Here is a 12,980-nt window from a genome sequence, read left to right as displayed (position 1 = left end):
CGCTATCCTCCGTCGGGCAGGGACCGAAGCCAGTTCTCACAGGCCAGGGTCGGGATCAGCGGGATGATGCTGAAAGCGTTGAGGTGAGGGGCGGTAAGGGCTGCGCGGAAGGCCGCGGCATCGACGAGGCCGAGCTTCTCCAAGCGCATGTCCTCGCACAGGCTCACGAGCGCCGGCCGGTTGCGGCGCAGGCCGGCGTAGGCGTCTGCGCTGAACTCGTGCTTGGTCCGGCGTTGGAGCACGCGCGCGGGCACGATGCCCCGCATCGCCTCGGTCAGGGCCGGCTTGTAGCGGTCGACCGGGACCGTGTCGGCCAGACGGACGGCGAGCGCGGCCTCGATGACGTGGTCGTCGAGGAAAGGCGCGTGCAAGGAGAGCCCCGCCCGCTCCGACAGCCGTGAGCGCTGTCGTGTCACCTCGCCCGCAGTCTGGGCGTCGGCCAGCAGGAGGTGCTGCGGAGCCGACCGCGCCAGGGGAGCTGTCCCGGCCAGGTCGCTCACGGCGTCGCGCACCGCGGACACCGCGTCGTCGCTCGCCCAGCCCGGCATCCGGGTCTCGGCGCCCCACCCGAAGTCCGGCCTGCCGGTCGCGACTCCGAGTGGAGCACGCAGGGTGTCCGCGGTCGACAGGAGGGCATCGCGGAAACTGCGTGAGCGGACCAGACCCGTCACCGTCGCCCGACGCCCCCACCGGTAGAGCGCGCGGTAGCGGCGCGCATGCGACAGAGCGACGAGAGGGTTCGTGCGCATCAGCGCGTGCAGATGTGTCGGGGTCGCGTGGAAGAGCTCGTCCCCGCCGTCACCCGACACGTGCGCGGTCGCGCCGTGTTCCGCCAGCAGCCGCGTCTTGTGCATGTCCTGGGCGCGGGTCCGGATCCAGGCATGCGGAGCTTCCAGGTCGTCGCACGGTTCGGCCAGCCGGCTGAACCAACTCGGCGCATCGTCGCCGCCCTCCACGTGATGCAACGCGCCCGGGAGCCGGGTGGTGGCGAACTCCGCCCACTGCCTGTCGTCGTTGTTCGGGTCCGCGACCTCCCAGCGGAACGTCATCATGCGTCGGGCAGCCCCTGTCTCGGTGGTGAGGCAGCCCGGCTCCTCGGCCGCCATCAGGAAGCACAGGCTCGTCGAATCGAGCCCCCCGGACAGGTCGGCGCTGATCGTGCGGTGGGCGCGCAGCCTGGCGCGCACCGCGCCTCGCAGAGCACCGGCGACCGCCGGAGCCGCCTCGCTCATGGGGACAGCGGCTTCCGTCGCGGTCCAGTGCCGCGCGGTGCGGGCGTGCCCGGCGCGGTCCAATCCCAGGTGGTGTCCCGCAGGCAGGGCGTGCACACCGTCCCACACGGGGGCCTGGCCCAACGGCCACGGGGGCAGCGGCGCAACGAGTCGCCGCGCCAGCCTCTCGGGCGAGACCTGCGACAGGTCGTTCCCCGTGGCAAGCGCCGCCGGGTTGTCCGACGCCACCGTGACACGGTCGAGGGTCCGGTGAACCACCGAACAGCGGGACGACAGGGTCCCCTGCACGCGGACGAAACCGTCGGCGGAGACCAGCAGGTGGTAGGCGCCCGCCACGGACGAGGTCAGCGCGTCGACACTGCCGCCGCTGTCCAACCGCACGCAGTGCTCGACGAGTGCGTCGCTGTCCGTGTCGAACACGCCGAGCAGAACGATCCGGACGCCGCGCGCGGTCGCGGAGACGACTTCGTGGTCCTCCCACGTCCCGGACACGAAAGGCCGCCCGGAAGGGTGGTCGATCGTCCGGGGACCCCGGGGCAACGCGGTCCATGCGGGGGGCAGCAGGCAGTCGGGCCGTACGACGAATCGCATCGCTCATTCCCTCCTCGGTGAGGCTTCCGCACCGGGGCGCGCCGGCGGAAACCGGCCGACGCGCCCCGTCGCGGTGATCAGACCTGGCAGTTCAGCCAGCGGCAGAGCATCGAGCTGTCGAAGCCCCAGCTGACCCGGCCGAGGGTGACCTTCGTGAAGTCTCCGGCCTCGATGAGTGCCGGCGCCTCGTAGAGCGAGGTGTTGGTGTCCTTCATGTTTCCTCCAGTCATGCGTCCTGGTGCGGACTGCGGTGTCCGGATCAGCCCCTTGCGAAAGGGGCCCTGACGGAATCAGGTGATCCGTGTGAAATCCGTCTGCGGTGATGCCGGACCTCGCCGGGTCTCAGCTCCGCCGACAGATGATCGGGTAGCAGGGGACAACGCCGTCGAATACCCGGCCGGCAACGGCGGGAGCGGCGCGCCGGGAATTCCCGGAGCTGATACTCACGGGCCGTCGGTGACCGCCGGTCGGTGCAGTTGTCTCCCCTGCCGCCCGGTGCTCCGATGCAGGGATCAAGCGGGCTGGCAGTTGATCCACCGGCAGAGCATGGAGCTGTCGAAGCCCCAGCTGTTCCGGCCGAGGGTGACCTTGGCGAAGTCACCGGCGTCGATGAGCTTCGGCGCCTCGTACAGCGTGGCGGTGGTGTCCTTCATATCTCCTCCTTCGGGAAACGGGATGTGCGTTCAGGAAAGACATTAGCCCGGGCGGCTTTCAGAGTTCGTTCATCGCTCTTTCGCTGTGCCCGGGCGGTCTTTGTCGCCACGGAGCACGGCGAGGTGTGCGGCCTTCATGCGGCTGCCGGGGTCGGTGCCGAGCTCGGAGCGTGCGCGGTCCCGGAACTCCGCGTACACCTGGAGCGCCTCGGTGTCCCTGCCGGAGTGGTGCAGGGCGAGCATGCGCGCCCGCCACAGCCCTTCGTGGTAGGGAAAGGTCGTCGCCAGGCTGGTCAGCTCCGGGACCAGCCCCTGCAGGCGTCCGAGAGCGAGGTCGACCTCCGCCCGTCGCTCCGCGGATGCCAGCCACTCTTCGGTGAGCCTCGGCAGGACGGCGCGCCGCAGCGACTCGGATGCGACGTCCGGGAGCGCCGGCCGGGACCAGAGGTCCAGGGCGGCGCCGAGCAGCTGCGACTCCCTCCGGTGGTTCCCGTCGCGCCGAGCCGCGTCGGCGCGACGGACCAGCGCGCGGAACTCGACCAGGTCCACCCAGCAGCCCGAGGCCGCCAATCCGTATCCCGCCCGATGGCGGCGGATCACGTCGCGGGCTCTTGCCTCGCCGGACAGTGCTCGCCGGGCCCGGGTCACCACCGTCTGAAGGGCCGCCGCGGGATGCTGGGGGAGTGAGTCCTCCCAGAGGTACTCGGTGAGTTCTTCTACCGACAGCACGCGATCGGGATGCAGGAGGAGTGCGGCGAAGAGTGTGTGCTGCTTCCCTGTCGGTGTCTCTGGGCGTGTGCCGTCGATTCTCAGGTCCAGGCCCCCGAGAATCGAGAAACGGAAACCGGTACCCGGTGCGGTTTTGCATTCCCGACTCACTGTGTGTCCTCCGTTGCCGATCGGCCGGCGGTCAGTGTTTCTGCTCCCATGACTAAAGAGGTCTGTACGTGACCGGTGCGTCGCGCGCCGCCGCTCCCTGTCTCCGTGCCGACGCATGCGATCACGCAGCGTTGCAGGGTGCGCAGTTCGCCGTCAAGGAAATGAGACGGTGAAACGGCGCTCGCCCGGAGAAGTGGGGCGCACCCGGCGGGGTAAGGGTCTGTGCGGTATCGGTTCGCCGGCTGCGTGATCAGGAGCTGTATCAGTCGTGTATCGCCAAGGTCAGGATTCGGGTACCTTGCGGTCCGGGCGAATTCACGTTCCGGTGTGTGGCATTCCGTTTGTGGGTGCGGTGTGGCGTTCTCCCGGGGATACGGCGTCCGCCTCGGAGAATCCGGTCCGCGGTGGGTGCGCGGCGGAGGGGCACCCTCATACCGGGTTGTATTCGGGTGTTCCTGACAACGCAGCAGATGGCCGTAGCCGGCGTCGCGGGCCCGGCGTGGGGTCTCGAACGTGCTCTCAGGGTCCGGGAGCGCGACGGGTGCGGCGGTCGGCCGACGCCCCGGTGCCCGGCCGCCCCGGGCGCCGCAACGGCGGGGTCGCCGGGCTCGGCCCGCCGCCATGCACTAGAGTTATCTCGACATCGAGATATCTTGAGAGCCCCGCCCGTCGGGGAGAACTGAGGGTGACCTCAGTGGGTCGACCCGGAGCCGGGCGGCTTGAATGGCGGGCGGACGCGCCACATCATGCACCGAAGGAGACTGTCGTGTCGGCGAACAGCTTCGACGCCCGCTCCACGCTCAGCGTGGGGGACGAGTCATACGAGATCTTCCGGCTGGACAAGGTGGAGGGCGCCGCCCGGCTGCCCTACAGCCTCAAGGTCCTGCTGGAGAACCTGCTGCGTACCGAGGACGGCGCGAACATCACCGCCGACCACATCCGCGCGATCGGCGGCTGGGACTCGCAGGCCAAGCCCAGCCAGGAGATCCAGTTCACGCCCGCGCGCGTGATCATGCAGGACTTCACCGGCGTCCCCTGCGTGGTCGACCTCGCCACCATGCGTGAGGCCGTCAAGGAGCTGGGCGGCGACCCGGCCCGCATCAACCCGCTGGCCCCCGCCGAGCTGGTCATCGACCACTCCGTCATCGCCGACAAGTTCGGCACGCCCGACGCGTTCCAGCAGAACGTCGAGCTGGAGTACGGCCGGAACCGCGAGCGCTACCAGTTCCTGCGCTGGGGCCAGACCGCCTTCGACGAGTTCAAGGTCGTCCCCCCGGGTACCGGCATCGTCCACCAGGTCAACATCGAGCACCTGGCCCGCACCGTCATGGTCCGCAACGGGCAGGCGTACCCCGACACCCTGGTCGGCACCGACTCCCACACCACCATGGTCAACGGCCTCGGTGTCCTGGGTTGGGGCGTCGGCGGCATCGAGGCCGAGGCCGCGATGCTGGGCCAGCCGGTCTCGATGCTGATCCCGCGCGTCGTGGGCTTCAAGCTGACCGGTTCGCTGAACCCGGGCACCACCGCCACCGACCTGGTGCTCACCATCACCGAGATGCTCCGCGAACACGGTGTGGTCGGCAAGTTCGTCGAGTTCTACGGCGAGGGCGTCTCCGAGACCACGCTGGCCAACCGCGCGACCATCGGCAACATGTCGCCGGAGTTCGGCTCCACCGCCGCAATGTTCCCGATCGACGGCGAGACCATCCGCTACCTCAAGCTGACCGGTCGCAGCGAGCAGCAGCTCGCCCTGGTCGAGGCGTACGCCAAGGAGCAGGGTCTCTGGCTGGACCCGGCCGCCGAGCCCGACTTCTCCGAGAAGCTGGAGCTCGACCTCTCCACGGTCGTCCCCTCCATCGCCGGCCCGAAGCGTCCCCAGGACCGCATCGTCCTGGCCGAGGCCGCCCAGCAGTTCGCGCAGGACGTGCGCAACTACGTCACGGACGACGAGGAGGCGGGCAAGGAGTCCTTCCCGGCCTCCGACGCGCCGGCCGTCTCCAGCGGTCACCCGAGCAATCCGACGCAGGTGACCGCCCCCGACGGCAGCACCTACGAGATCGACCACGGCGCGGTCACCGTCGCCGCCATCACCTCCTGCACCAACACCTCCAACCCGACCGTCATGGTCGGCGCGGCGCTGGTGGCGAAGAAGGCGGTCGAGCGCGGTCTCACCCGCAAGCCGTGGGTGAAGACCACCCTGGCGCCCGGGTCCAAGGTCGTCATGGACTACTACGACCGCGCGGGGCTGACCCCCTACCTGGACAAGCTGGGCTTCAACCTGGTCGGCTACGGCTGCACCACCTGCATCGGCAACTCCGGCCCGCTGCCCGACGAGGTCTCGGTCGCCGTCAACGAGGCGGACCTCGCGGTGACCTCGGTCCTCTCCGGCAACCGCAACTTCGAGGGCCGGATCAACCCCGACGTCAAGATGAACTACCTGGCGTCGCCCCCGCTCGTCGTCGCGTACGCGCTGGCCGGCTCCATGACGGTGGACATCACCCGTGAGCCGCTCGGCCTCGACTCCGACGGCAACCCCGTCTTCCTCAAGGACATCTGGCCCACCGAGGCAGAGGTCGAGGAGGTCGTGGCCTCCGCGATCGGCGAGGAGATGTTCGGCGAGTCCTATGCCGACGTCTTCGCCGGTGACGCCCAGTGGCAGTCCCTGCCGATCCCGACCGGCAACACCTTCGAGTGGGACCCCGAGTCCACCTACGTCCGGAAGCCCCCTTACTTCGAGGGCATGACCGCCGATCCGTCGCCCGTGCAGGACATCTCCGGCGCCCGTGTGCTGGCCAAGCTGGGCGACTCGGTGACCACCGACCACATCTCGCCCGCCGGTGCCATCAAGGCGGACACCCCCGCCGGCAAGTACCTCACCGAGCACGGCGTCGCCCGTCGCGACTTCAACAGCTACGGCTCGCGCCGCGGCAACCACGAGGTCATGATCCGCGGCACCTTCGCCAACATCCGGCTGCGCAACCAGATCGCGCCCGGGACCGAGGGCGGCTACACCCGGGACTTCACCCAGCCCGACGGTCCGGTCTCCTTCATCTACGACGCCTCGCGCAACTACATCGAGCAGGGCACCCCGCTGGTGATCCTCGCGGGCAAGGAGTACGGCTCCGGCTCCTCCCGCGACTGGGCCGCCAAGGGCACGGCGCTGCTCGGCGTGAAGGCCGTCGTCGCCGAGTCCTACGAGCGCATCCACCGCTCGAACCTGATCGGCATGGGCGTGCTGCCGCTGCAGTTCCCCGAGGGTCAGTCCGCCGCCTCCCTCGGCCTCACCGGTGAGGAGACCTTCTCCGTCACCGGCGTCACCGGCCTCAACGAGGGCGGCGTCCCCGCCACCATGAAGGTCACCACCGACACCGGCGTGGAGATCGACGCGGTCGTCCGCATCGACACCCCCGGCGAGGCGGATTACTACCGCAACGGCGGCATCATGCAGTACGTGCTGCGTTCGCTGATCCGGAAGTAACTTCCGCAGGGCCCGTCAGATCGCCCGTTCGGCGGCGGCACCGCGCCGCCGAACGGTTGATCCTTGAACGACGGGTGAAAGGCGGGGCGGTGAGCCTCCCCGCCACTCGCGTCACCCCGGGTGTCCGTTGCGTCACCTGGGGGAGCGCCGGGTGGGTGACCACTCGAACGGGCGTCGTGACGTCCGGTGAACGGTGCAGGTGAAGGCGCCGTCGGGACCATTCCCGGCGGCGCCTTCACGATGTGGTGGACCAATGGCCGTATCTTCTCGCTGAAAGCTCCGGCCCGTGCCGTGTGTCGGGGAGGTATCGACTCGGAAAAGCCCACCGGTGAAAGTTGTCTTCGTTCTTGCCGCCTCCGGGAGACCGGACTATACCTGTCGGCACCCGGGTGACCCCGGCGTCGACGGGCGTCGGCGCCCTCGGTCGGTACGGCGTCAGAAGAGCCTGCGTGGCATGGCTGAGCAGCTGAGTAGACCTGCGGTGTCGGGCCCGACGCGTCGAGACGGCGGACGGGGGGCCGGGACATCCGCAGCGTCCTGTAGGAAGGCGAGGACCCGCGCATGACCTCCAGTTCCCACCTGAACCGGCGAACGCTGCTGAAGCGGTCCGCCCTGGCCGGTGCCTTCACCGTCCCCGGCGTGGCCGCGCTCACCTCGTGCGCCAGCGGCGGGGGCGGCAACGGCGGCGACAGCACCGGATCCGGCGAGGTGAGCGACCGCAACCCGTTCGGTGTCGCCGAGGACGGCGGCGTCGAAGTGGTCATCTTCGACGGCGGGTTCGGCGACGAGTACGCCCGCGACACCGCGAAGCTCTTCGAGGAGAGCTACGGCTCCGTCACGCTGGACTCCACCCAGGAGATCAGCCAGCTGATGCAGCCGCGCCTGGTGGGCGGCAACCCGCCCGACATGATCAACAACTCGGGCGCCAACCAGATGCCCCATCCGGCACTGATCCGCGACAACCAGATCGCCGACCTGACCGAACTCTTCGACGCGCCGTCCTGGGACGACCCGGACGTACCTGTCCGCGACACGCTGCTACCGGGCACCATCGAGGTGGGCCAGTACGGCGACGACGCCTCCTACCACCTCAACTACGTCTACACCGTCCACGGCACCTGGTACTCCAAGCGCTTCCTCAACGACACGCTGGAGGAGGAGTTCCCGCAGACCTGGGACGAGATGATCCGCGTCTGCGAGAAGGCCCGCCGCGACCACGACGTCTACGGCTGGACCTACGCGGGCCAGCACGCGCGCTACCTGGCCTTCTCCATGCTGCCGATGGCCGTCAAGGTCGGCGGCAAGGAGGTCATGGAGGCCATCGACCGGCTGGAGCCGGACGCCTGGAAGGCCGACGCCGTGGTCGCCACCTTCGAGGCGTTCGAGGAGCTCGCGGCCCGCGGCCTGGTGCTCCCCGGAACCCCGGGCATCGACCACATCGACTCCCAGACGGAGTGGGCCCAGGGGCGTGCACTGTTCATCCCCAACGGCTCCTGGGTGGAGAACGAGTCGAAGGAGGTCATCCCCGACGACTTCGACCTCGCCGTCGGTGCGCCGACCGGGCTGGACTCCTCCGACGTGCTGCCCTACGGCGTCATCTACGCCGCGGCCGGTGAACCCTTCCTCGTGCCCCAGAACGCGAAGAACCGTGCCGCCGGCATGGAGTACCTGCGGATGATGCTCAGCAACGACATGGCGCGCAACTTCACCGACAAGGTGGCCTCGCTCACCTGCGTCGCCGGCTCCGCCGACGACCTCGACCTCCCCCCGGGACTGGCCAGCGCACAGCAGGCCATCCAGGGGGCCGGCGACAACATCATCGTGCCGCGGTTCCGCGACTGGTACGCGGAGCTGTTCATCGACCACATGGGCGTCGCCATGGGCCAGATGATGGCCGGCGAGCTGACCGCGGCGCAGGCGACCGACCGCATCCAGCAGGCCGCGGACCGCATCGCCCAGGACGACAACGTGGAGAAGTACCTCTGACCGGCCGCCGGTGGCCGCCGAGGCGGCCACCGGCGGACGTGGCGCGGGCCCGCCCGCTCCGCCGCCGACCCGTGCCCAGCCGTGGCCGCCGAGGCGGCCACCCACAGAGGACCGACGACGAAAGACGGGGCGCAATGCACAGTGAGGTCCCACCCGACAGCTCACGAGAGGCCGCCGGAGCGACCGCGGCCGGAGGTCCGGCCGGGTGTGCCCACCCGCCGGCTGGTCCTGGCGTTCTTCCTGCCGCCCTCCCTGACCCCGGACGCGGTCAAGTACGACCGGCGCTACCGGGCGCTCGACAAGTACCGCTTCGTGGCGTGGTTCACGCTGCTGCCGCTCGCCTTCTACCTCCTGCTCGTCGCCTGGCCGTTCGTGCAGGCGTTCTACTACTCGATGACGGACTGGTCCGGCTACGGCACCGAGTTCAACTTCATCGGCATCGACAACTACGTACGCCTCTGGAACGACTCCCAGTTCTGGGAGGCGACCCGCAACAGCCTCTTCCTGCTGGTGTTCGCCCCGGTGATCACGCTGGCACTGGGGCTGTTCTTCGCCTACATGCTCAACGCCGGCGGGCGGCACCGCCGCAACGAGACGGTCTCCGGGGTCTTCGGCTCGAAGTTCTACAAGATCGTGTACTTCTTCCCGCAGGTCCTGTCCGTCGCCATCATCGCCGTGATCTGGGCGCGCGCGTTCAGCCCCCGCTCCGGCGTGGTCAACCCGCTGCTGGAGAACGTCGGGCTCGGCGCGCTGACCCAGAACGACTGGCTCGGCAAGTACGGGCTGTGGGTGACCCTGCTGGTGCTGTGCTGGTCCTTCGTCGGCTTCTACGTGGTGCTCTTCTCCGCGTCGATGGGGTCGATCCCCAAGGAGATCTACGAGGCGTCGCTGCTCGACGGGGCCAACCGGTCCACGACCTTCTTCCGGATCACCTTCCCGCTGACCTGGGACGCCATCAGGACCGGCTGGATCTACATGGGCATCCAGGCGCTCGACGCGTTCGCGATCGTCTCCATCATGATTCCGCGCCAGGGCATCGACGTGCTGCCCACCTTCCTCTACCTCAAGGCGTTCCGGGACGGCCAGGCCGCCTACGCGACCGCCGTGGGGGTCGTCCTGTTCGTCATCACCCTGACCTTCGCGCTGCTCATGATGCGCGTCGGCCGGCGTGACCGGATCGAGTTCTGAGCGGGGAGAGGGAACACCATGAGCACCACCGACACCGCCGACCGTGCCGAGGACGGGGAACTCCGCCCCGAGCGCCCCGGCCCCGCCGAACCGCGGCCCTCGGGCGGGCGCGTGACGGAGGAGGGCGGCGTACTCAACGTCTTCGCCCACTCCTTCCTCGTGCTGTGGACCGTCATGGCCGCCGCTCCGCTGCTGTGGATCGCAGTCTCCGCCTTCAAGACCTCCGCCGAGGTGCTCAGCGACCCGTTCGGCTTCCCCAGCGGTCTGCACTGGGCCAACTTCGCCAACGCCTGGGCAGAGGCGAACATCGGGCGGTACGCCCTCAACTCGCTCATCATCCTGTCGGGATCCCTCACCGGGACGATGCTGCTGGGCTCGATGGCCGCCTACGTGATCGCCCGCTACACCTTCCGGGGCAACCGCGCGCTGCACCTGCTGTTCATCGGCGGGCTGATGTTCCCCATCTTCCTGGCGCTGGTGCCGCTGTTCTTCATGCTCCAGAACCTCGGGCTGCTGAACACCAGGCCAGGGCTGATCCTGGTGTACATCGCGTACTCGCTGCCGTTCACGATCTTCTTCCTGACGGCGTTCTTCCGCACCCTGCCCAGCGGCGTGCACGAGGCAGCCATCGTCGACGGCGCCTCGCACACCCGCACGTTCTGGCAGATCATGATGCCGATGGCCAAGCCCGGTCTCATCTCCATCGGGATCTTCAACTTCCTTGGTCAGTGGAATCAGTTCGTGCTGCCCCGGGTGCTGAACGTCGGCAGCCGTGACGACTACGTGCTGCCGCAGGGGCTCGCCGCGCTGATGGTGCAGATGGGATACGAGGGCGACTGGGGCGCGCTGTACGCCGGTCTGACCATCGCCATGCTCCCCGTCCTGGTCGTCTACGTAACCTTCCAGCGGCAGGTCCAGGCCGGCCTGACGGCGGGCGCGCTGAAGTGACTCAGGGGCGCTCACCGTCCGATGGTGCGCCCCCGGCCTCGCTCACCGGGGCGTGCGTCCGATCCCGCATCAGACCTCCGAGGGGATGTCGTAGGCGCTGCCTGGGCGGCCCTGGCCCGGCCCCGCCACGTGCACGAAGACGCAGAACGCCTTCGCGCCGCTGTGGAACGTGACCCCGAAGCCGGGGTGTACGGAGGGGGTTTCCCGTCCGGAGTAGCTGTACACCCCGGACACCTCGGTGCTGCCCGCGTTGCGGATCGCCCCCGCCAGAAACGCCTCGACCGTGGGGACCGGCACCCTCGACGTCATGTCGGGAAGCGGCTCTGCCGCCGGGGCATCGCCCTCGACGATCTTCTCGGGCTCCGAGGACTTCTCGCCCTCCGGGCTCTGCACGGTCACGGCGTGCCACACCTGCGCCCCGGAAGGGAGGGTCACCTTGACGCCGAGCGGGCGTTTGGTCCCGTCGTCCCACGGCTCGGCTGCGAGGCCGGCCGTGGTGTAGCTGCACTGCGAAGTCGCGGAACCGCTCGGGGGCGCATGCTGGGACGCCCTCTCTGTCGAACTGTGTCGCAGTCGAGGACCCGTCACGGACGGTCCCCGTCGTGTGCCTGGGGCGTCGGTGCGTTTCTATAGTGGTGCGACCGGTGGGTCCGCGCGGTCCCGCCGAGTCGAACTGAAGGGGGAGCCCGCCGTGGTGCAGACTCCTGGGTCGCAGTCGTCGCTGCACCGGGCCAACCTGGAGCGGGTGGTGCGCGCGGTGCGCGGTGCCGGCGCGTTGACGCAGGCGGAGATCGCCCGCACCACCGGGCTCTCCGCCGCCACGGTCTCCAACATCGTGAGGGAGTTGCGAGAGCTCGGCACGATCGACGTGCGCGACACCTCCGCCGGGGGGCGACGCGCGCGCAGCGTCTCGCTGTCGAGCGACGCGGGCGTCGTCGTCGGGGTGGATTTCGGCCACTCGCACCTCCGGGTGGCGGTGGGAAACCTTGCGCACCAGGTACTGGCCGAGGAGTCCGAGCCGTTCGACGTGGACTCCGCCGCGGACGCCGGTTTCGAGCTGGCGGAGCGCATGGTCGACGGGCTGCTCGCCGCCGCCGGTACCACCCGCAGGAAGATCATCGGAGTCGGGCTCGGGGTACCCGGGCCGATCGACTCCGAGCGCTCCGTCATCGACGCCACCGCGCTGCTGCCCGGGTGGCACGGCACCAACCCGCGCGAGGAGCTGAGCCGACGGCTCGGTGCGCCGGTCTATGTCGACAACGACGCCAACCTCGGCGCCCTGGGCGAGCTGGTGTGGGGGAGCGGCCGGGGCTGCGCGGACCTCGCCTACGTCAAGGTCGCCAGCGGTGTCGGGGCCGGCCTGGTGATCAACGGCCAGATCTACCGAGGCCCGGGAGGCAGCGCCGGGGAGATCGGGCACATCACGCTGGACGAGTCGGGCCCGGTGTGCCGCTGCGGCAACCGGGGCTGCCTGGAGACCTTCGCGGCCTCCCGCTACGTCCTGCCGTTGCTGGCCGCCACCCACGGCCCCGGGTTGACGATGGCGGGCGTGGTGCGCGCGGCCCGGGAGGGGGACGCCGGCTGCAGGCGGGTGCTCGCGGACATCGCCCACCACGTGGGGAGCGGGGTGGCGCAGCTGTGCAACGTCCTCGGTCCCAGCCGCGTCGTCATCGGTGACGAGCTGGCGGACGCCGGTGACCTCGTGCTGGAGCCGATGCGGGCCGCGGTGCGCCGCTACACCATTCCCAGCGCGGCGCGTCAGCTGTCGTTGGTGGCCGGTGCGCTCGGGGGCCGGGCGGAGGTGCTGGGCGCCCTCGCGCTCGCGCTGCGGGAGATGGGCGACGGGGTGCTGATCGGCTCCGCCTCGGGCCGCCGGGACGAACAGGGCTGAGCACACGTCACGCCGCGGCGTCCCCGTCGTCTGCCGTGCCACGGCCGGTGAGGCCGCCGGCGGGCGCCGATCGGGCAGTGCCTCGGCCCGATCGGGCAGTGCGTCGGCCGGGCGCGGCAGCGGCCGTCGGC

The 12,980-nt window shown here is 69.8% G+C and carries 10 protein-coding genes; 5 read left to right on the top strand and 5 right to left on the bottom strand.

Translation table 11 applies throughout. From position 1 onward, the window contains the following. Window positions 1-2 precede the first annotated feature (2 nt). The 4 genes from HCJ92_RS06095 to HCJ92_RS06080 form a co-directional block, all read right to left on the bottom strand. Window positions 3-1,823, bottom strand: a complete 1,821-nt coding sequence (locus tag HCJ92_RS06095) for an asparagine synthase-related protein (protein ID WP_167932398.1) — start codon at window positions 1,821-1,823, stop codon at window positions 3-5. Window positions 1,824-1,900: 77 nt separating this feature from the next. Beyond that, a complete protein-coding gene (locus HCJ92_RS06090) occupies window positions 1,901-2,053 on the bottom strand; it encodes a lasso RiPP family leader peptide-containing protein (protein ID WP_209310773.1) in 153 nt (50 codons plus the stop codon). Between the two features lie 282 nt (window positions 2,054-2,335). Next, a complete protein-coding gene (locus HCJ92_RS06085) occupies window positions 2,336-2,476 on the bottom strand; it encodes a lasso RiPP family leader peptide-containing protein (protein ID WP_167932397.1) in 141 nt (46 codons plus the stop codon). Window positions 2,477-2,545: 69 nt separating this feature from the next. Further along, a complete protein-coding gene (locus tag HCJ92_RS06080; protein ID WP_275942256.1) occupies window positions 2,546-3,472 on the bottom strand; it encodes an AfsR/SARP family transcriptional regulator in 927 nt (308 codons plus the stop codon). A 649-nt stretch (window positions 3,473-4,121) separates the two neighbouring features. Between HCJ92_RS06080 and acnA the strand changes: the two genes are divergently transcribed. From acnA to HCJ92_RS06060, 4 genes are all read left to right on the top strand, one after another. Continuing rightward, window positions 4,122-6,836, top strand: coding sequence for an aconitate hydratase AcnA (gene acnA / locus HCJ92_RS06075; protein ID WP_167932395.1), 2,715 nt, complete (start codon window positions 4,122-4,124; stop codon window positions 6,834-6,836). Between the two features lie 561 nt (window positions 6,837-7,397). Then, window positions 7,398-8,822, top strand: coding sequence for an N-acetylglucosamine/diacetylchitobiose ABC transporter substrate-binding protein (gene ngcE / locus HCJ92_RS06070; protein ID WP_167932394.1), 1,425 nt, complete (start codon window positions 7,398-7,400; stop codon window positions 8,820-8,822). A 240-nt stretch (window positions 8,823-9,062) separates the two neighbouring features. After that, window positions 9,063-10,010, top strand: a complete 948-nt coding sequence (locus HCJ92_RS06065) for a carbohydrate ABC transporter permease (protein ID WP_167932418.1) — start codon at window positions 9,063-9,065, stop codon at window positions 10,008-10,010. A gap of 18 nt (window positions 10,011-10,028) precedes the next feature. Next, the gene (locus HCJ92_RS06060) at window positions 10,029-10,958 is read left to right on the top strand and encodes a carbohydrate ABC transporter permease (protein ID WP_167932393.1); all 930 of its coding nucleotides are present in this window, start codon (window positions 10,029-10,031) and stop codon (window positions 10,956-10,958) included. Between the two features lie 69 nt (window positions 10,959-11,027). Here HCJ92_RS06060 and HCJ92_RS06055 read toward each other — a convergent pair whose 3' ends face one another. After that, a complete protein-coding gene (locus HCJ92_RS06055) occupies window positions 11,028-11,357 on the bottom strand; it encodes a hypothetical protein (protein WP_167932392.1) in 330 nt (109 codons plus the stop codon). A 295-nt stretch (window positions 11,358-11,652) separates the two neighbouring features. Here HCJ92_RS06055 and HCJ92_RS06050 point away from each other — a divergent pair, with 295 nt between their 5' ends. Next, the gene (locus HCJ92_RS06050) at window positions 11,653-12,849 is read left to right on the top strand and encodes an ROK family protein (protein WP_167932417.1); all 1,197 of its coding nucleotides are present in this window, start codon (window positions 11,653-11,655) and stop codon (window positions 12,847-12,849) included. Window positions 12,850-12,980: the final 131 nt, after the last annotated feature.

The organism is Streptomyces spiramenti, assembly GCF_012034385.1.
Lineage (GTDB): Bacteria > Actinomycetota > Actinomycetes > Streptomycetales > Streptomycetaceae > Streptomyces > Streptomyces spiramenti.
Note: the sequence above shows the minus strand (reverse complement) of the source record. Positions and strands in the feature narration are given on the sequence as shown.

What these genes read in the sequence shown, in the direction of transcription:
- HCJ92_RS06095 (WP_167932398.1), bottom strand. Translation starts at nt 1,823, where the DNA reads ATGCGATTCGTCGTACGGCCCGACTGCCTGCTGCCCCCCGCATGGACC.
- HCJ92_RS06090 (WP_209310773.1), bottom strand. Translation starts at nt 2,053, where the DNA reads ATGACTGGAGGAAACATGAAGGACACCAACACCTCGCTCTACGAGGCG.
- HCJ92_RS06085 (WP_167932397.1), bottom strand. Translation starts at nt 2,476, where the DNA reads ATGAAGGACACCACCGCCACGCTGTACGAGGCGCCGAAGCTCATCGAC.
- HCJ92_RS06080 (WP_275942256.1), bottom strand. Translation starts at nt 3,472, where the DNA reads ATGCGTCGGCACGGAGACAGGGAGCGGCGGCGCGCGACGCACCGGTCA.
- ngcE (WP_167932394.1), top strand. Translation starts at nt 7,398, where the DNA reads ATGACCTCCAGTTCCCACCTGAACCGGCGAACGCTGCTGAAGCGGTCC.
- HCJ92_RS06060 (WP_167932393.1), top strand. Translation starts at nt 10,029, where the DNA reads ATGAGCACCACCGACACCGCCGACCGTGCCGAGGACGGGGAACTCCGC.